Source organism: Salirhabdus sp. Marseille-P4669 (assembly GCF_900240405.1).
Lineage (GTDB): Bacteria > Bacillota > Bacilli > Bacillales > Alkalibacillaceae > OEQK01.
In genome coordinates this window covers 26,044-44,715 of record NZ_OEQK01000007.1, presented here as the reverse complement: position 1 = coordinate 44,715, position 18,672 = coordinate 26,044, and the positions used below count along the sequence as shown (strand labels likewise).

The 18,672-nt window shown below is 37.3% G+C and carries 17 protein-coding genes and 2 tRNA genes; 7 read left to right on the top strand and 12 right to left on the bottom strand.

What is annotated here, in order from left to right; translation table 11 throughout:
- Positions 1–131: 131 nt before the first annotated feature.
- Positions 132–1,682: an L-glutamate gamma-semialdehyde dehydrogenase gene (pruA, locus tag C1A05_RS13495; RefSeq protein ID WP_102028769.1), complete on the bottom strand. Its 1,551-nt coding sequence runs from the start codon at positions 1,680–1,682 to the stop codon at positions 132–134.
- A gap of 372 nt (positions 1,683–2,054) precedes the next feature.
- Here pruA and C1A05_RS13490 point away from each other — a divergent pair, with 372 nt between their 5' ends.
- Genes C1A05_RS13490 through C1A05_RS13480 form a run of 3 tightly spaced genes read left to right on the top strand, consistent with a single transcriptional unit; the run spans position 2,055 to position 3,778 of the window.
- Entirely contained in the window at positions 2,055–2,378 is a 324-nt protein-coding gene (locus tag C1A05_RS13490) for a PadR family transcriptional regulator (RefSeq protein WP_102028768.1), read from the top strand.
- Positions 2,371–2,931, top strand: a complete 561-nt coding sequence (locus C1A05_RS13485) for an HAAS signaling domain-containing protein (protein WP_102028958.1) — start codon at positions 2,371–2,373, stop codon at positions 2,929–2,931. Before C1A05_RS13490 ends, C1A05_RS13485 begins: the two co-directional genes overlap by 8 nt.
- Complete coding sequence (locus tag C1A05_RS13480; protein WP_102028767.1) at positions 2,924–3,778, top strand: DUF4097 family beta strand repeat-containing protein; 855 nt, start codon at positions 2,924–2,926, stop codon at positions 3,776–3,778. The genes C1A05_RS13485 and C1A05_RS13480 overlap by 8 nt, the downstream gene beginning before the upstream one ends.
- 254 nt (positions 3,779–4,032) lie before the next feature.
- Here the strand turns inward: C1A05_RS13480 and C1A05_RS13475 are convergent, their stop codons facing one another.
- Genes C1A05_RS13475 through C1A05_RS13460 form a run of 4 tightly spaced genes read right to left on the bottom strand, consistent with a single transcriptional unit; the run spans position 4,033 to position 10,252 of the window.
- Positions 4,033–5,274 (bottom strand): CamS family sex pheromone protein, encoded by a 1,242-nt coding sequence (locus tag C1A05_RS13475; RefSeq protein WP_102028766.1) that lies wholly within the window; start codon positions 5,272–5,274, stop codon positions 4,033–4,035.
- Positions 5,275–5,287: 13 nt separating this feature from the next.
- Positions 5,288–7,294, bottom strand: coding sequence for an NAD-dependent DNA ligase LigA (gene ligA, locus C1A05_RS13470; protein WP_102028765.1), 2,007 nt, complete (start codon positions 7,292–7,294; stop codon positions 5,288–5,290).
- A gap of 14 nt (positions 7,295–7,308) precedes the next feature.
- Positions 7,309–9,549 carry a DNA helicase PcrA gene (gene pcrA, locus C1A05_RS13465; RefSeq protein WP_102028764.1) on the bottom strand — a complete coding sequence of 747 codons (2,241 nt, stop codon included), beginning with the start codon at positions 9,547–9,549 and terminating at the stop codon, positions 7,309–7,311.
- A gap of 16 nt (positions 9,550–9,565) precedes the next feature.
- Positions 9,566–10,252: a heptaprenylglyceryl phosphate synthase gene (locus tag C1A05_RS13460; protein WP_102028763.1), complete on the bottom strand. Its 687-nt coding sequence runs from the start codon at positions 10,250–10,252 to the stop codon at positions 9,566–9,568.
- A 480-nt stretch (positions 10,253–10,732) separates the two neighbouring features.
- Here C1A05_RS13460 and C1A05_RS13455 point away from each other — a divergent pair, with 480 nt between their 5' ends.
- Entirely contained in the window at positions 10,733–12,118 is a 1,386-nt protein-coding gene (locus C1A05_RS13455; RefSeq protein ID WP_102028762.1) for a glycine--tRNA ligase, read from the top strand.
- A gap of 78 nt (positions 12,119–12,196) precedes the next feature.
- Here C1A05_RS13455 and C1A05_RS13450 read toward each other — a convergent pair whose 3' ends face one another.
- The 3 genes from C1A05_RS13450 to C1A05_RS13440 form a co-directional block, all read right to left on the bottom strand.
- A complete protein-coding gene (locus C1A05_RS13450) occupies positions 12,197–12,508 on the bottom strand; it encodes a YerC/YecD family TrpR-related protein (RefSeq protein ID WP_102028761.1) in 312 nt (103 codons plus the stop codon).
- A 21-nt stretch (positions 12,509–12,529) separates the two neighbouring features.
- Complete coding sequence (locus C1A05_RS13445; protein ID WP_234998545.1) at positions 12,530–13,585, bottom strand: DUF3048 domain-containing protein; 1,056 nt, start codon at positions 13,583–13,585, stop codon at positions 12,530–12,532.
- 85 nt (positions 13,586–13,670) lie between these two features.
- Complete coding sequence (locus tag C1A05_RS13440) at positions 13,671–15,407, bottom strand: adenine deaminase C-terminal domain-containing protein (RefSeq protein WP_102028760.1); 1,737 nt, start codon at positions 15,405–15,407, stop codon at positions 13,671–13,673.
- A gap of 86 nt (positions 15,408–15,493) precedes the next feature.
- Here C1A05_RS13440 and C1A05_RS13435 point away from each other — a divergent pair, with 86 nt between their 5' ends.
- A complete protein-coding gene (locus C1A05_RS13435; protein ID WP_234998544.1) occupies positions 15,494–15,787 on the top strand; it encodes a YgaP family membrane protein in 294 nt (97 codons plus the stop codon).
- 108 nt (positions 15,788–15,895) lie between these two features.
- On the opposite strand, the gene C1A05_RS13430 is transcribed toward C1A05_RS13435, so the two are convergent.
- Positions 15,896–16,087, bottom strand: coding sequence for an NETI motif-containing protein (locus C1A05_RS13430; protein ID WP_102028759.1), 192 nt, complete (start codon positions 16,085–16,087; stop codon positions 15,896–15,898).
- 8 nt (positions 16,088–16,095) lie between these two features.
- Complete coding sequence (locus tag C1A05_RS13425) at positions 16,096–16,662, bottom strand: DUF2179 domain-containing protein (RefSeq protein WP_102028758.1); 567 nt, start codon at positions 16,660–16,662, stop codon at positions 16,096–16,098.
- Positions 16,663–16,776: 114 nt separating this feature from the next.
- Between C1A05_RS13425 and C1A05_RS13420 the strand changes: the two genes are divergently transcribed.
- Positions 16,777–17,208, top strand: coding sequence for an Hsp20/alpha crystallin family protein (locus C1A05_RS13420; RefSeq protein ID WP_102028757.1), 432 nt, complete (start codon positions 16,777–16,779; stop codon positions 17,206–17,208).
- Between the two features lie 92 nt (positions 17,209–17,300).
- Here C1A05_RS13420 and C1A05_RS13415 read toward each other — a convergent pair.
- Together C1A05_RS13415 and C1A05_RS13410 are read right to left on the bottom strand one after the other, a co-directional pair.
- Positions 17,301–17,373: transfer RNA gene (locus C1A05_RS13415), tRNA-Ala, on the bottom strand.
- A 6-nt stretch (positions 17,374–17,379) separates the two neighbouring features.
- Positions 17,380–17,456, bottom strand: a tRNA-Ile gene (locus C1A05_RS13410).
- Between the two features lie 191 nt (positions 17,457–17,647).
- On the opposite strand from C1A05_RS13410, the gene C1A05_RS13405 reads away from it, so the two are divergent.
- The gene (locus C1A05_RS13405) at positions 17,648–18,670 is read left to right on the top strand and encodes an aldo/keto reductase (RefSeq protein ID WP_102028756.1); all 1,023 of its coding nucleotides are present in this window, start codon (positions 17,648–17,650) and stop codon (positions 18,668–18,670) included.
- Positions 18,671–18,672: the final 2 nt, after the last annotated feature.

Genomic DNA, 18,672 nt, shown 5'->3' with positions numbered 1-18,672 from the left:
CGGGATAATAGGGTATATTTGCTGAAAAACCTAACATTTATAGGACTTTAGCCCTTATATACTCCGTAATGCTCCAATATCAATTAAAAAATCCCCATACTTAAATAGTATGGGGACATTTTTGTTTTATGTTACAACATTTCAGAAGTCGTCTTACCTTGCATAAAGTTTAATAAGTAATCAGGGCCACCAGCTTTTGAGTCTGTACCTGACATATTAAAGCCACCAAACGGATGATAGCCTACGATAGCTGCTGTACATCCACGGTTGAAGTAAAGGTTACCTACATGGAAATCTTCACGTGCTTTTTCAATATGCTCACGATTATTTGAAATGACTGCACCTGTTAAGCCATAGTCTGTATTATTGGCAATTTCAATTGCTTCATCAAAGTTTTTCGCCTTCGTAAATCCAACAACTGGACCAAAGATTTCTTCTTGCATGATACGAGCATTTGGAGCTAAATCAGCAAATACGGTAGGTTGGATGAAGTAGCCTTTTGAATCGTCTCCTTCACCACCAGTTAACAATTTACCTTCTTGTTTGCCAATTTCAATATATTCTAAAATTTTGTTATAGGCTGCTTGATCAATAACTGGACCCATAAATGTTTCGGCTTTTGTAGGTTCACCTACATTTGTATTTTGCTTCGTCAATTCTACAACACGCTCAACTAATTGATCATAAATGTCTTCATGTGCAACAACACGAGAACATGCAGAACATTTTTGACCTGAGAATCCGAATGCAGAGTATACAATCGCATCTGCTGCTAATTCCAAGTCCGATTCACTATCTACAACAATTGTGTCTTTACCACCCATTTCCGCTATAACACGCTTCAACCATAATTGGCCTTCATTCACTTTAGCAGCTCTTTCGAAAATGCGCGTTCCAACATCACGAGAGCCAGTGAAGCTAATGAAACGTGTACGAGGATGATCAACTAGGTAATCACCAACTTCCGCACCACTTCCTGGTACATAGTTGATAACACCAGCAGGCATGCCTGCTTCTTCCATTACTTCCATAAACTTATAGGCAATAACTGGAGTAGCACTTGCTGGTTTTAATAATACTGTATTACCTGCCACCATAGCGGAAACGGTAGTTCCTGCCATAATTGCAAAAAGGAAGTTCCATGGTGAAATAACAACACCAACACCGAGAGGAATATAATTGAAACGATTATTTTCAATCGGACGACTGTTTATTGGTTGACCATCTTTAAATTTAAGCATTTGACGACCATAATATTCAAAGAAATCGATTGCTTCAGCAACGTCTGCATCCGCTTCCTTCCAAGGCTTACCTGCTTCTTTAATTGCCCAAGCAGTAAATTCTGCTTTACGACGACGAACAATAGCTGCCGCACGGAACAAAGTATCTGCACGAAATTCTGGCTTCGTTTTTCTCCAAGTATTAAATGTTTCATCTGCAACCTGCATTGCCTTTTCAGCAAGCTCTTGGTTTGCCTTTGAAACATAACCAACTACTTCCTCTTTGTTAGCTGGGTTTGTAGAAGTAATTTTGTTTTCCGTAAAGATGCGCTCGCCACCAATAATAAGTGGGTACTCTTTACCTAATTCACCTTCTACTTTTTTCAGCGCTTCTTCTAACTCTTTACGATTTTCACTATTTGTGAAGTCTGTAAAAGGCTCGTGTGTGTATGGTACTACCATGTTAGCTCCTCCTTTTTATATATATAGTCCCTTATCCCACTTTTTAAGGGGATTCCTTTTTCATTCTAACCTAATAGCTCTTATGCTTCAAACATGTTGAGTAAAAAATTCAATATTTTGTTCATTTTTAAAGTTTTTTGAAAAAACTTTCTACGGGCTTTCATATATACACCTGAACAGCAAAACAAATAGCTTGCATACCCCTGCCAACAAGCTCCAATGTCATTCTATCCAAAACGGGGGTAAATAAATTTTATATAGTACCTTGCATTATATAATAGTGTTTGGTATAGTATACTTGTTTAGTACTAAATATACATTGCTACTGTTTATTATTTAGTAGTAATTAATGGAATGTAGGTGAATGGTTAGATGAACGTCCAATTTAAAAAAGGAGCTTTAGAATTATGTGTCCTTGCTTTATTAGATAAACAGGATCGTTACGGCTATGAACTCGTTCAAAAGATTTCCGATCAAATAGCAATTTCAGAAGGTTCTGTGTATCCATTATTAAGGCGTTTAAAAAATGAAGAATATTTTACAACCTACTTACAGGAATCATCTGAGGGACCATCCCGCAAGTATTATAAGCTCACAAGCAAAGGTCGAGAGCATCTACATGAGCTTATGGAAGAGTGGGAGCGGTTTACTAGTGGGGTAAACCAAATCATAAAGGAAGGTGTTAATGATGAATAAAAATCAGTTTTTAAACAAGTTGGATAAATCCCTCCAAAGGCTTCCTTACGAGGAACGAAAAGACATTTTACATGACTTTCAGGAACACTTTGAAATTGGAAAAGAGCAGAATAAGTCAGAGGAGGAGATAACAAAATCACTTGGAAATCCAAATCAACTAGCTAAAGAGTTATTAGCTACTTACTATCTGGAGAAAGTTGAAAGCTCCTCTTCAACAGCTAATATTTTCCGAGCAGTCTGGGCAGTTATCGGTTTAGGCTTTTTTAATCTTGTAATCGTGCTAGCTCCATTCGTTGCCATTGTCGGAATCATACTTGCCGGGTGGATAACAGGGGGAGCCTTTACCATTTCCCCACTATTATTTCTCATAAACATCATATTTTTTCCAGATACCTTTAATTATCTAGACATGTTCTCCTCAATAGCATTAACAGGGGCCGGACTATTATTAATCATTGGAATGTACTATGTTACGAAATGGCTTCAAAACGGATTAATTCGATATTTAAATTATAATGTTCAGCTTGTAAAGGGTGGGATGAAGAGTGACTAATATTAATATTAAAAAAGTGTTATGGTTAGCACTTATATGTATAGTGGTTGGTGGTTTAGGTAGTATTATTTCTTATCGTCTTTATGGAGATGCCACTGTAGTTCAAACGAAGGAAATCGATGCTACTGATATACAGAATATAAAAATGTTGGTGCATAATGAAAAAGTAGAAATTATCCCTACTTCCGATTCCATTATTAAAGCGGAATTGACTGGAAAAGGTACAAATAACAGTAGGCTAACGGCTGAAAAAAACGGTAATACATGGGCCGTTGAAACAGCAGATAAATCCAAATCGTTTTTTCGTTTTCATTTTTTTGATTGGAACCAAACCTTAAAAATATATTTACCACAAAAAGTGTATCAGTCATTACATGCGGAAATTGACAATGGTAGTGTACAGATAGATAATTTGGAAATTAATGACTTAACTGTGGATACAAGTAATGGAGAAATAAGTGTCAGCCATTTACAAACAGCCCATTCAGAACTAAGCACAAATAATGGTGAAATATATATGGAGAATATTAATTCGGAGTCCGTACGGGTAAGTACAAATAATGGTAAAATTGAGATGAAAAATATAGATGGTGAGCTGAAAGGAAAGGCTCATAATGGCTCCATTTCTCTTGAAACAAAGCAGATGGATCGTCCGATAGACTTGCAAACACACAACGGTAAGATAAACATAACTACAGATGAAAAACCAACAAACGTGACGTTTAATACGAGTGTCCACAACGGAAAGATTACTATTTTCGGTAACTCCAATGGTCCTTTGGTTATAGGTGACGGTGAACATGCAATTGTTCTAAAAACGCATAACGGAAGTATTACAGTAGAATAGTTTGTTTCCGTTTGTGAATAAGTATTTCATTATAAAAAGTCAAAGAGGCTGGATAAAACGTCAGTAAATAAAAAGAGTGGTAATCACTATAACAAGTGCATACCACTCTTTTTTACGCAGATAAAAAGGACACCTTAATAAATGTAAAGTAACCATACAATAATTTATAAAGGTGTCCTATGTTTAATTTTTAGATTTTAGAATTTAGAATTAACATACAAGTAAATGATATTGATATACCGAAGCCTAATCCATTAATGATAGATATAAACCTCTGGCTCCTCTTTTCCAGCATCCCGGTAAAGAATTGCTTCTTGTTTATTTGTAGATTGTACGTTAATTTCTAAGTCATACTTGTTCGAAAAGATTTCCATAATCAAGCCGTATGCATATTGGGTGAATCCAATAACTTCCCCTTTTCCTTTGAATTCAATTGGTACCTCTACGATCAATTCTTGCAGCTCACCGTCAACATAGAAGCCTTTACCAATAACACCTACATAATCAGGGAAGAATTCTCGAACACTTTCTGTAAAGTCCTTCATCATGTTCGCATCTCCAGGATACTTTTTGTCCGCTTCATCAGAAGGAAATAACACATAATCCTCTTCTATTGATGTCCATTCCCCAATCGTCATGTCACTACCATCCACAACCGTTTTGGCAACAAAATTACCTGGCACAAGAGAAGACTGCGATTCTTCTCTGTAGATTGTAAACATGATTGGTAGATCTTGCGCTTCTTCCATTTTGCGTATTCGTTCCAATATAATTTGTGCGTATTCTTTCCCTTTTTTCAGCATCTCTTTTTCTGAAATCTCATGGTAATAGGTAGGTCCACCAACTTCTGTTTGATATTGGTAAACAGACTTCATCGCAAGGGCAATAGATATTCCTTTTCGACCAACTGTATTTTCTTCCGTTTTTTGCAAATAATTTTGTTCTAAAATATGTGATAAATAACGTGGGCTCTTCTTATAAGCATCTGGATCACTTTCATCTCCGGTAAAGGTTGGGTTTAACCCACTCATGAACTGCTCCTTTGTTAAAGGAGGATTTTTGTCATGGTCCTTATAGTACTCTTCCCAATCTGCTTCGGTATATTTTCGGTTTAGCCAACGATAAACAACTTCCTCTGTAAGAAATTGGCCTTCCTGAAAATAAAAATGCTCAGGGTCAAAAACAGATTTCGAATGCCTTCTTAATCCTTCTTCCATTTCATCAATGTCATAACGATTAAAGACTTGATTTACAATAACTCCACGTGCTTTACCTGGTTTATAAATTTGTTCATCTAGAACGCCCTTTGACTGACCAGGCTCGTATTCTAAAATAATTTTGTATTCGTCATCTGAAAAATTATACTTTGGAATAATCGCTGTTTCTGGATCTTCTTCGTCTGTATCTTGTACTATCTCCTCCTCACTATCATAAGAAGGAGTACAAGCCGTTACGAACAATAGGATACTAACGAAGAAAAGAAAAGACTTTTTCATATTAACTACCCCTCTATTTACTTAAGGCATCAACTAATTGCTGTTCATCCCAAATGGTAATACCGAGCTGCTGTGCTTTATCATATTTGGAGCCAGCATCTTCACCTGCTATTAGTATATCAGTACTTTTACTTACACTTCCAGTAACTTTACCACCTAAAGCTTCAATTTGCTTCTTTGCATCGGATCTTGAGAATTGTTCTAGCTTACCAGTCAACACGACTGTTTTTCCGGAAAATGGTGAGCCTTCTGCAACATCCTCTTTTCTCAGTCCTTTATACTCCATATTTAAACCGAGTGTCTTTAATTCTGCAATTAACGCACGGACTTGTGGCTCCTCAAAATAACGAACAATAGAATCCGCCACTTTCTCCCCAATATCCGGTATTTCAATTAATTCCTCCATCGTTGCACTCATTAAAGCATCGATATTCCCAAAGTGCTCGGATAATGTTTGAGCAGCTTTGCTTCCAACATATCGCACACCAAGTCCAAACAGCAATCGCTCCAAGGAATTTTCTTTTGACTTTTCCATTCCTGCAAGCAAATTCGTAACAGACTTTTCTCCCATACGCTCAAGCTTTAATAGTGACTCTTTTTCGAGTTTATATAAATCTGCGATGGTGTGGACAAGCCCAGCGTCATAAAGCTGGCGAATTACTTTTTCACCAAGACCATCAATATTCATCGCATTTCTTGATACAAAGTGAATGAGTCCTTCTTTTAATTGTGCCGGGCAGTTTGGGTTTATGCAACGTAGTGCAACTTCCTCCTCCAAACGAACGAGTTCACTCCCACAAGTTGGACATTCTGTTGGCATCCGATACTCTACTAAGTCCCCACTACGCTCTTCTGGTATGACCCGGACCACTTCCGGGATAATATCACCAGCTTTTTTAATTACAACTTTGTCCCCAATTCGTATGTCTTTTTCGCGTATTAAATCTTCATTATGCAGGGATGCTCGTTGAACGGTAGTACCTGCTACTTTCACTGGTTCTAATATAGCTGTTGGTGTAATAACGCCTGTTCTCCCAACACTCAATTCAATGTCTATTAATTTTGTAACTGCTTCTTCTGCAGGAAATTTATAAGCAATTGCCCATCTTGGACTTTTTGCTGTATAGCCAAGCATCTCTTGCAGTTCAATTTGATCCACTTTAATTACGATTCCATCAATCTCATACGCTAATTCTGGTCGGTGCTCTGTCCAGTACTTTACATATTCAATAACTTCCTCGATGCTTTGGCATACTTTCGTCTCTGGATTGGTCTTAAAGCCTAATGTTTTTAAATAAGCTAATCTTTCACTATGGGATGCAATATCACCTGCTTCCCACTCTCCAACACTATAAATGAAGATGTCTAAGTTACGCGATGCCGCAATCTTTGGATCTAATTGACGCAAAGAACCAGCTGCCGCATTTCTAGGATTGGCAAAGAGTTCTTCCCCATTTTCTTCTCTTTTTTCATTTAAGGACAAGAAAGAACGCTTTGGCATGAAGGCTTCTCCTCGTACCTCAATGGTTTCCGTTTCGTTAATTTTTAACGGGATGCTTTTAATCGTTTTAAGATTTTGGGTAATGTTTTCACCTGTTCGACCGTCACCACGAGTTGCCCCACGTTCCATTAACCCATCACGATATCTCAGGGAAATAGCAAGACCGTCAATTTTCAACTCACATACATAGGAGACTTTCTCCACACTTGCTCCTTCCCGTACACGACGATCAAATTCCTTTAAATCTGTTTCATTAAAGGCATTCCCAAGGCTTAGCATCGGAATAGTATGTTGAACCTTTTCAAAGGCATCCAGTGGCTGTCCACCAACACGCACGGAAGGGGAATCCGCTGTGATAAATTCTGGAAACTGCTCCTCTAAATCCTTTAGCTGCTTCATCTTTTGGTCGTATTCATAATCGGAAACAGTTGGTTGATCTAATACATGATATTCGTAGTTATAACGATTTAGCTCTTCACTTAATTGTTCGATTTGTTTTTTCGCCTCTAATTTATCCATTAAAAACACCTCACTTATCCTTTCGTGATTGGTGCAAACATTGCCAATAAACGTTTAATACCAACAGGTGCTGGGAATGCAACGTCCAGTTCCATCTCTTCCCCATTACCTTGAACCTTCACAACTGTACCAGTACCCCACTTTTTATGCTCTACTTTATCGCCAGCTTGCCAACCAATATTTTCTCCACCGGTTGACTGCGGCTGCATTTTCTGGGCTTTCCGTTTGATTTGCTGTGTAATAGGTTTTTCATTTCTATTTGAGGAAAATGGATTATCAAAGCTAATGCTTCCAAAACTACGTGTTTCCTCACCTAGATTTTCAATTAATTCATCCGGAATTTCACTAATAAAACGGCTAACTGGATTCCAATTCGTCTTACCATATAAGGTTCTTTCTCTAGCGTGTGTCAGGTAAAGCTGCTCTTCCGCTCTTGTAATCCCTACATATGCCAGTCGACGTTCTTCCTCCATTTCTTCCTCGTCCATTAAGGAACGACTATGTGGAAATATACTTTCCTCCATACCAATTAGGAATACAACAGGAAATTCAAGTCCCTTTGCGGAGTGTAACGTCATCAAGACGACTTTATTATCTTCGTTTTCATCTTCCACTTGATCAATATCTGCAATAAGCGCTAAATCTGTTAAAAAGGCAATTAGACTTTTATCTTCATTATCTTTTTCAAATTGGTTTGTTACGGTTTTGAATTCGTTTATGTTTTCTAAACGACTCTGGGACTCCAATGTTTTTTCCTTTTCCAGCATGTCGACATACCCTGTTTTCTCTAGTACTTCGTCTACAATTTCAGATACCGATAAGAATTCTTGCATTTTTGTCCAATTGTCAATCATTTTACGAAAATCGAAGATACCATTGGCTGCCTTTTTACTAATGTTAATTTGTTCAATTTCACTAGCTGCATCAAATAGGGATAAGTCATGCATTTGAGCATAAGCTAGTAATTTATCCATTGAAGTTTTCCCTATTCCACGCTTCGGCTCGTTAACTACCCGTTGAAAGCTTATATCATCATTAGGATTTGCAATTAGTCGCAAGTATGCAAGTAAGTCCTTAATTTCTTTTCGATCATAGAACTTTGTTCCACCAACAATTTGATAAGGTATATTCGATTTTACGAAAACATCCTCAATTGCACGAGATTGGGCATTTGTACGATACAAAATAGCCATATCCCGATAATTGATTCCTTCTTCCTTCATTAGCTTTTCGATTTGTGAAACAACAAATAATGCTTCATCCTTTTCGGTAGCTGCTGGATAATATTTTATCGTTTCGCCGGATGTATTCTCCGTCCATAATTTCTTCGGTTTACGTGAGGTGTTTTTTTCAATAACATGATTTGCTGCATCTAGTATACGTTTTGTAGATCGATAATTTTGCTCTAGCAAAATCACTCTTGCATTCGGATAGTCCTTTTCAAACGATAAAATATTTGCAATATCCGCTCCTCGCCAACGGTATATGGACTGATCAGAGTCCCCAACAACACATAGATTTTCATAGCGATTTGCTAGCATTTTAACGAGCTGGTATTGAGCATGGTTCGTATCTTGATACTCATCCACATGAATATATTGAAAGCGTCTTTGATAATACTGAAGCACTTCTGGAAGTCGTTCAAATAGGTGAATGGTATCCATTATTAAATCATCAAAATCTAAAGCATGATTTCGTCTTAACGTTTTTTGATATAGCTTGTAAACCTCTGCTATCTTTTCTTCAAAGAAATTACCTGTCGTCATTTTTTGATATTGTTCCGGATCTATTAATTGGTTTTTAGCAGAACTAATTTTCCCTAAAATCATACGAGGATCCCATTTTTTCGGATCAATATTTAACTCCTTTACGGACTGCTTAATTACGGACAACTGATCCGTTGTATCTAAAATCGAAAAGTTCCGATCTATACCAATACGATCAATATCTCTTCTTAAAATACGGACACAAAGAGAGTGGAAGGTAGAAATCCATATTTGATTGCCTTCTGGTCCTACTAGTCGTCCCACTCTATCCTTCATTTCTCTTGCCGCTTTATTGGTAAAGGTTATCGCCAAAATATTGTGAGGCGCAACATCCTTTTCGTGTAATAAATAAGCAATTCGATGGGTTAATACTCTTGTCTTCCCACTCCCTGCACCGGCCATAATTAATAAAGGACCTTCTGTGTGCTGGACGGCTTTTGCTTGTTGTTCATTCATTCCGTTAACGATTTGCTCTTTCGTGAAACTCACAGTATTCCCACCTTTTCTAATCATTTTTTACTGCTTTGACTGTCTTTAACGCTTGCTTTATATTATCGTATATAACATTTCCGACCACGACTACATCAGCAAATTTCGCCATTTCTTCCGCTTCCTTAGGAGATGTAATTCCACCACCATAAAATAATAACGTCTTGTCTAATTGGTTGCTTACCTTTTCTACAAGAGCTGGATCTCCATAAGCACCACTGTATTCTATATAAAAGATTGGAAAACGAAACATATGCTCAACCATCTGAGCATAAGCAAGCACATCTTCCTCTTTTACCATTTTTGCATTCGTATGTTGAAACACTTTTGATTCTGGATTTAATATGCAGTAACCTTCCATGAAAAATTCATCCCAATCCATTAAGTGACCGAACTCTTTCACAGCTTGATGATGCAAATCCATAAACCATCTCTTATCTTCACTATTTAATACCGATGGCGTAAAATAAAAATCAAACCCAGGCGTTACCGATTCGATATTAGATATTTCTAGCGCACAAGGTACCGTATACCGCCGTACTCTACTTAGCAAATGAATGACATTATCTAATGTGACATTGTCTGTCCCACCAATAATAATTCCATCTGTACCCGATTCACAAATTTTCTCTAAATGTTCGTCCGAAATTTCTTTGTTTGGGTCTAATTTAAAAACGTGTTTCCACTTTGCTATATCATACATGTTTTTGCCCCCGTTACTTATTGGCATCGTTCAAATTTTCCACCATTATATTATAGCAAAAATGATAGCATTCTTTGAGGATAAATCCTATTTGGAATATTTAAGTATGGAAACTTGTAGCAACAATTGGGATATGCTAATATTGATTAAACATGAATAATCCATTAAAATGAAGACAATAATGTTACGAAATGAATAAGTGCATGATGACGAATCAATAGTATCTAAATCCTCTTTTTCAAGCGATCTAGGGATGGTGTAAGCCTAGAAAAAGATTTAGAGAAACGGCAATTCTGAGTGTTTCGTATCTTGAGGTGAGTGTAGAATTTTACCCTCTACACTAATCAGGGTGGAACCGCGGGAGAACAACTCTCGTCCCTGGGCTAAATGCCCTTGTGACGAGAGTTTTTTGTTTGTATTCTCTATCATTATAGAGCATTTGTTCTGTTTATTCAATACAAGAATGAAGGAGGCCAAATCATGGCAAAAAGCATGGAAGAATTAGTTAATCACGCAAAACATAGAGGTTTTGTATTTCAAGGTTCAGAAATTTATGGTGGTTTAGCAAACACTTGGGATTATGGTCCACTTGGAATTGAAGTAAAGAAAAATCTAAAAGACGCATGGTGGAAAAAGTTTGTGCAAGAATCCCCTTATAACGTTGGTTTAGATGCAGCTATTTTAATGAATCCAAAAACTTGGGAAGCATCTGGTCACGTTGGAAACTTCAATGATCCGATGATGGATTGTAAAGATTGTAAGGCAAGACATCGAGTAGACAAATTAATTGAAAATCATTTTGCAGAAAAAGGGGAAGAAATTGTTGTAGATGGTCTTCCTTTTGAAGAAATGGCTAAATTAATAGAAGACAATCATATTGTTTGTCCTGAATGTGGCTCAAGTAATTTTACAGACATTCGTCAATTTAACCTAATGTTCAAAACACATCAAGGTGTTACACAGGATTCTGCTGATGAAATTTACTTGCGTCCAGAAACAGCTCAAGGCATTTTCGTAAACTTTAAAAATGTACAACGTTCCATGCGCAAAAAGCTACCATTCGGTATTGCTCAAATCGGTAAAAGCTTCCGTAACGAAATCACACCAGGTAACTTTATCTTTAGAACACGCGAATTTGAACAAATGGAAATGGAATTTTTCTGTAAGCCAGGAACCGAGAAGGAATGGCACCAATATTGGTTGGATTATTGTCATAACTTCTTATTATCTCTAGGTATTGCAGAAGATAACGTACGCCGTCGTGATCATAATGAAGATGAGCTGTCTCACTATAGTAATGGTACAACCGATTTAGAATATAAATTCCCATTCGGTTGGGGTGAGCTATGGGGAATTGCTTCACGTACCGATTATGACTTAAAACAGCACGCACAACATTCTGGCGAAGACTTTGAGTATATTGACCAAGAAAATAACAATGAACGATACATTCCATATGTTATTGAGCCAGCTTTAGGTGTGGACCGTTTAGTATTATCATTCCTTGCTGATGCATTTGAAGAAGAGGCCTTAGAGGATGGCACAAGCCGCACTGTAATGCATTTCCATCCAGCTGTTGCACCATATAAAGCAGCTATCTTCCCACTTTCGAAAAAGCTTTCAGAGGAAGCACGAGAAGTGTATGCAGAGCTTGCGAAAGACTTTATGGTCGATTACGATGAGTCAGGATCAATTGGTAAGAGATATCGTCGTCACGATGAGATTGGAACTCCTTACTGTATTACATTTGACTTCGATTCTGTTGAAGATAAGCAAGTAACCGTGCGTGACCGAGATACAATGGAACAAAAACGTATGCCAATTGCTGAATTGAAAAGCTTCTTGAATGAAAAAATTAGATTTTAATTTTTTTAAGAGCTAGAATATTTCTTAATAGATAGAAAAAGCGGAAGAAGCTAATTCTGTAGCTCTTCCGCTTTCTTTTTATTCTACTGGTTTTTCTTCTTCTTTATAAAGACGCTCCAAAATCATATCATACGCATCATTACCATAGTTCAAGCTTCTTTTTACCCGAGAAATGGTTGCTGTTGAGGCACCTGTTTCGGTTTCAATTTTATGATACGTATATCCTTCGCGTAGCATACGAGCTACTTGCATGCGTTGTGCTAATGACTGAATTTCATTAACCGTAGCTAAATCATCAAAGAGACGATAGCATTCTTCCACATCTTCTAGTAATAAAATTGCTTTGAAAAGCTGATCGAGTTCTTTTCCTCTTAATTTATCGATTTGCATGTAATCTACCTCCTCTTCCTCTTACTGAATTGTTACAGATTGCTCAATTCCAGGCGATGTCGGAACAATATTTATCCACGTTTTACCTGGTACAAATTTTAATGGCTCGTTATCTTGGAAAGGTAAAATTCTTCCATCGACATTTTTCCATGTCACTTCTTCAACTGTACCTTTTCGAATTAAGTATCCATTACCACCAGATTCTAAATCAACCGCTCTGCGATTAGCGGAATCAATTACCTCATGGTGTGTTTCAACTACGAAAATATTATCTAATAAAATTGGCTCTTCATCGTCCAATTCAATTGTTTTTTCCCCATCGTTGTAGCGAATGTATTTTTCTATAGAAGGATCGTATTCATACATAACCTCTTCTTGGCCTTCAAAATAGACAATCTCTACTTGATTAGCAGGGTTACCAGAAAGCTCAGCCACTTCGTCATCCTTTAAAAATGGATATGGCTCGTATTCACGCTCCACATCAATACCATTTTCACTTGCAACCTCATACACATTCGGATAGATGAAATACGAATTGTGAGGTGCTACTCGAAAATCTTCCCGCTTAAATAACACTTGATCATTATCGTATACCATCCCTTGCAGAACATCGACACCTGTACTTAATATTTTTTCTTCTACGTGGGTTGCAGCTCCATGGTATACATAAATGGCATCCATATCGAAAGCAAGCTTGCCATAATACTCTCTAGCACTTCGAACTGGACCTACTACCTCTGGTGTTTCACTATGGAAAAAGGCTAAAAACCGTGTGATTGGACCTTCCGCAAGTATTTCATACACGATATCTGCCTGTGATAAACCTGATTGAGGTCTAGCCTGTGTCGCATTATTCACCATAATTCCTACAATACGGTTGTTCACGGGATCGTTTGTTTTAATACCAGTTAATGGGTAAACATTCTTTAATTCTGATTTTGGGTCTGCTGCTACTTCTTCTTCCACTTCAACTTCTTCAGGTTCTTCTGTTACTTCCTTAGCCTTATCATCATTACATGCTGCTAGTACGAATACCATTAGCATGAAGATGAGTAGCATGCTTTTTTTAGCAAGCACTGTATCCCCACTTTCTTTTCCTATTTCTATTGTTGTTGCATCTTTGCTTACTTAGACTAATATTTTTACTCTTCACTTTAATATTTTAACGCATAATCGCAGGAAAGAGTACTTCTTTCTTTTTCACATCGATAATTCCTTTTGGCGTTATGCGTATATACGGTAGGTGAACAGCCGATAAAAAGAGTAGTGTATAGATGGGATCCTCATATTTATATCCATGCTTCAAAATAATCTCCGAAAGGGTATGTTGTTGTTTAATGAGCTCCTCCATCTTCTCATTTGACATCATTCCTGCCAATTTAAGAGGTAACTCAAACAAAACTTTGCCTTGATCTGCTAAAACAATTCCCCCACCAATCTCTTTCATTCTATTGAATGCTAAGCGAATATCTTCTTTTCTTTTCCCTATTAGGGCAATATCACCTGTATTTGTAAAAGAGCTTGCAAGACCACCCAAGCTACGAGTAAAGTTGCGTAGCAGTGTAGCTATTCTCCATTTCCCAGCACGATCCATTAAAATAACAAAGGCATTATCATTATCATTTTTCAGCTCTGCTTGCTGCAGTCCTTCTGTAATAGCGAATGGTTTTAAAATAACGTTGTTCGCCATCTCCATGCCAACTGGTACAAAGAAACGAAAGTCTGTATCTTGTAATTCCCAATCTATTTTCAATGGTTTTACATATTTATTCCACTGAAAAGCCTTATTGTCATTGTTAACTTTTCCATTATACTTTAACCATTTCCCCTTCGCCAAGATAGATTCTGGATTTGGGTTCTCTTTTGATTCTAAAAAGTTAATATGTGCCAACCTTCCTGGCCCAATACTCCCTACTAAATGATCAATGGAAAAATGTTTTGCCGCATTATACGTAGCCATACGGTATGCTTCTATGATTGGGACACCTTCCTGAATCGCAATCTCAATGCATTTATTAATAACCCCACCGTCATAAAACACAGGAGTAGAGCCATCCGTGGTCAGCATAATATTATCGTAGGAATCTAGATCATACTCCTTTAACTCATTGAATAACTTTTTTAAATCTGGACGAATGGAAGAGTTACGTAGTGCAACCTGGTATCCTAATAAAAGCCTTCGATAGACCTCTTCTCCTGTTATTGCCTCATGGTCACTATCAACACCTAACAATTTCATTTTTGTTAAGGTTTCCAATGAAGCTCCTGGTAAGTGACCTTCAACAGGTTTTCTTAATCGTTTTGTTTCTTGAATCCAGTGGAGCATACGGTCATCATCTCTTAGTAAACTAGTCCATGAGGTTAACTCCCCACCTTGGATGACAGCGTCGTGCTCCAACCAAGATAATACATCTGCATTTTGGACAAATTCCTCCTCGTCCTGGAGAATTGACTGGGAATCAAATCTGGCCCACCAGTATAACGAAACAGGCATGTCACTAAACTCATCCAACAAAGAAAACGCTTTCTTTTTATTGAATAAATAAAGGTACACTAAGTTATCATTAATTAACACCGTTGTACCAGTTTGTCCTGCATATTGCGCAAAACTGTGGGGATTATATAACTGAAATGGATGGCCATGTGGTTCAATATAGCCCGGGACGAGATACTTTGATTCACAATCCACTATTTCTATATTTTTCATCTTTCGCGGAAGTTTATCACCAACATAGACTATTCTGTCGTTATATATCCAAATATTCGCTTTCATCCATTTTTTTAAAAACATATTTAAATACGTAGCATTTATTAACACCATTGTAGGTTGCAATTTTTCATCAACAACAGCTACTTGTTCACGAAGCTGTCGGTTACGCCATTGATAGTAATCACCCATGTCTATCCCCCATCTCTGAAAAATCTGAAAAAACTTTTGTTATGTAAAATTTTAATACATTAAATACATGAAGGGAAGGAAAAGTTTTGTTTAAATCAAATATTGGTATCATGAACGCACTTGTTCGAATAACTGCTGGCTTATCGTTTTTAAGTTATGGAACTGCACGATTAATCAAAAGACCTTGGCAACAAAGCAGCCTCCTCATCATTTTTTTAAGCGCCATGAAGGTTGCTGAAGGAATTGTAAGATACTGTCCGGTAACGGCAGTTGTGAAAAGTCCAAAGGTTTCCAATATGTTACATGATATTCTCCCAAATCAGGAAGATGACAAAAGGTTATATCAACAACTTGATGATGAAGAGCCTCCCAAAATGTGAAGCATTGGGAGTGCGCAAATTGAAAAAGCCCTTGATACTGAAGTGCATCCCAAAAGTTAGAACAATTAAATCTAACTTTCGGAGTGCCACATTCTTCAAGGGCTTTTCTTATTCTTTCAATACACCTTCAAAAATGATTTCTCTTGCGACTGGTTCTACACCATCTTCCTTTTCTTTAAAGATTGGCTTTTCCATTCTTCTCTTTGGTTTATATCCTTCCCGGTCCATCCTTGCTAAACAGTCCGAGATCGTTTCGCCTTCCTCGACCCGAAAGCGCATCTTCTTCGGTTTCTTCGTCATACTATCACCTACTCTTGTGCTTCTCTTTTCTTCAATCGTTCTCGCTTTACTTGCTTCACCCAAAATCCGCCATGAATGGTCTTCGGTTCATAAGCTATAATAAACGCTTTGGGATCAATTTCTTTAATGGATTGATATAATTTCAATTCGTATTTTCGTGGGGTTAAAATTTGCATCGCTAATCTATCTCCATCCATTCCATACGCTGACCAGCTTGTGACCCCATACCCTTTATCTCTAAGTTTTTTCGTAAACTCCAAATCCGGACTAGATGAAATAACATTAACTGTTATGTAGCCAAGAGCTAACTTATCTTCAATCTTCATCCCCGTTATAACCCCAATCCCATACCCAATCGCATAGGCAATAAGGTTTTGAATTTGATCTAAATTATCAAGCACTAACCCTAATCCCACGACATAAATAACTACTTCCACCGTACTCACTGCCGCTGCCGTATATCGTTGCCCCTTTAACGTAAGAATCATGCGAATCGTAAATAAAGAGACATAGACAATATTCACAACCAATATGATGGAAACCATTATGAGACCATTTTCAAGTAAATTTTCCATAAGAGCGTACCTCCTATTCCTTATTGTTTGAAACATTTCCAATTATTATCACTCTGCGCCCAGTTTTTACATAAAATAATTTAGTACCACGAACATGATATGGAGGTTTATTTTATGGATCCTTTCAAGACAATGCAAGATTGGAAAAGCAACATGGACCATTTTTTTGGCGAAGAATTTTGGACTCAGTTTGAAGGTATTGTAAAACCACCTATACCCCAAATTAATCTTTATAAATCAGATAACGAAATAAGCTGTATTGTAAATATACCTGGAATGAAAGATGTTAAAAGTGTAGATGTACTAGTTGATTATGCAATCCTTGAAATACGAGGAATCATTACAATTCAAGCAGGTTCCAAACAGTTAATTCAAGAGGAAATTCTGCAAGGAACCTTTGAACGCAAAATAGAACTTCCTTTTCCGGTTCGCAGTGACAAAATAAATGCAACTTATCAAAACGGCCTATTATACATTACCCTTTATCGCCTCATTCAAAAAGAGTCTAAGAAAAATAAAATACCCATCCGAGTTCTGGAAAATTAAATCCCTACTGGTATGGTAACAGATTCAAAAGAATGAGAAAAACAATACAAAAAAGCCAGAAAGCATTGTTTTGCTTTCTGGCTTTTTGCGTATGGAGCCTAGCGGGATCGAACCGCTGACCTCCTGCGTGCAAGGCAGGCGCTCTCCCAGCTGAGCTAAGGCCCCAAAGGATGGTGGGCCTGAGTGGACTCGAACCACCGACCTCACGCTTATCAGGCGTGCGCTCTAACCAGCTGAGCTACAGGCCCATTTAATTCTTTTGACGACTTTTAAAATATATCAGTTTTTGTCGACGTGGTCAACCGTTTTTTTAGATTACTAGAAATTAGTAATTATTTTTTGTTCTTACCTTAAGTATAGCATATAAAAACTTCCTTTTTTAGGATTTTATTGAAGGATTTTTTCCGGTATTATGGTGTTACGTTAGGAGGGATGTACGTTGATTAAAGGCTTTGCTTCTTTACCTGGTACTTCAAGCTATGCACAATCATTTCCTTTTTCATTCCGTAATACACCTTATTTTATGACCTCCCCCATTGCAATCGGTACCCACTTAGGGGAAATGAATATAGCAGACTCGAACCTATATCGCCAATCCATATCCTATGCACTAAAAAATGGCATTAATTTCATAGATACCGCTATCAATTATCGAGGAATGCGTTCGGAAAGGGATATTGGATTTGTTTTGAAAAAGTTGATTTACGAAGAAAACGTAATTCATCGAAATAAAGTTATTATTTCAACAAAAGCTGGGATAATCCCAGGTGATATCGAAGCAAATCTAGTACCTAAGGATTATTTAAAAACCATCTTACTAGATCAACAAATAATAACAGAATCGGATCTTAATGTAGTCGACCATCATCGTCACGTCTTAGCCCCAAGCTACTTTGAGTTTGCCATTCAACAAAGTAGAAGTCATCTTCACTTAGACACCATTGATATCTATTATTTACATAACCCCGAGATTTCTATGATGGCTTTAGGAGAAGAGAGGTTTTATAAAAAGCTAGAGCATTTACTGAACTTTTTTGAAAGCCAAGTGAAAAAAGGTACAATCCGTTTTTATGGAATTGCAACATGGACTGGACTAACTTGTGATCCAAAAGAAGCGGGTTACATCTCATTGGAGCGGGTTGTGAGTATTGCTCATAAGGTAAATGGAGAAAAACATCACTTTAAGTTTATTCAATTCCCACTAAACTCGAACATGCCAGAAGCACAGACTACGAAAAATCAAAAAGTAAATGACGAATGGCATACTTTAATAAATGCCGCCAAGTTACTTGGAATTCACACCACCACAAGTTCACCATTCCATTTAGGTACTGTTTTGAAAAAGGGTCGAGATCCAAAACGAGAATTGAGGGAAATACTGAATACGAATGGCATTTTAGCTACAATGGTGGGGATGAAAAATGTTAACCATGTGAAGGAGAATATGAAGCTTCTGTTCTAGCA

Bases quoted from the DNA above. Each gene is read 5' to 3' on its own strand.
- pruA (WP_102028769.1), bottom strand. From the start codon at position 1,682: ATGGTAGTACCATACACACACGAGCCTTTTACAGACTTCACAAATAGT.
- C1A05_RS13490 (WP_102028768.1), top strand. From the start codon at position 2,055: ATGAACGTCCAATTTAAAAAAGGAGCTTTAGAATTATGTGTCCTTGCT.
- C1A05_RS13485 (WP_102028958.1), top strand. From the start codon at position 2,371: ATGAATAAAAATCAGTTTTTAAACAAGTTGGATAAATCCCTCCAAAGG.
- C1A05_RS13475 (WP_102028766.1), bottom strand. From the start codon at position 5,274: ATGAAAAAGTCTTTTCTTTTCTTCGTTAGTATCCTATTGTTCGTAACG.
- ligA (WP_102028765.1), bottom strand. From the start codon at position 7,294: ATGGATAAATTAGAGGCGAAAAAACAAATCGAACAATTAAGTGAAGAG.
- C1A05_RS13460 (WP_102028763.1), bottom strand. From the start codon at position 10,252: ATGTATGATATAGCAAAGTGGAAACACGTTTTTAAATTAGACCCAAAC.
- C1A05_RS13455 (WP_102028762.1), top strand. From the start codon at position 10,733: ATGGCAAAAAGCATGGAAGAATTAGTTAATCACGCAAAACATAGAGGT.
- C1A05_RS13450 (WP_102028761.1), bottom strand. From the start codon at position 12,508: ATGCAAATCGATAAATTAAGAGGAAAAGAACTCGATCAGCTTTTCAAA.
- C1A05_RS13440 (WP_102028760.1), bottom strand. From the start codon at position 15,407: ATGGGTGATTACTATCAATGGCGTAACCGACAGCTTCGTGAACAAGTA.
- C1A05_RS13430 (WP_102028759.1), bottom strand. From the start codon at position 16,087: ATGACGAAGAAACCGAAGAAGATGCGCTTTCGGGTCGAGGAAGGCGAA.
- C1A05_RS13425 (WP_102028758.1), bottom strand. From the start codon at position 16,662: ATGGAAAATTTACTTGAAAATGGTCTCATAATGGTTTCCATCATATTG.
- C1A05_RS13420 (WP_102028757.1), top strand. From the start codon at position 16,777: ATGGATCCTTTCAAGACAATGCAAGATTGGAAAAGCAACATGGACCAT.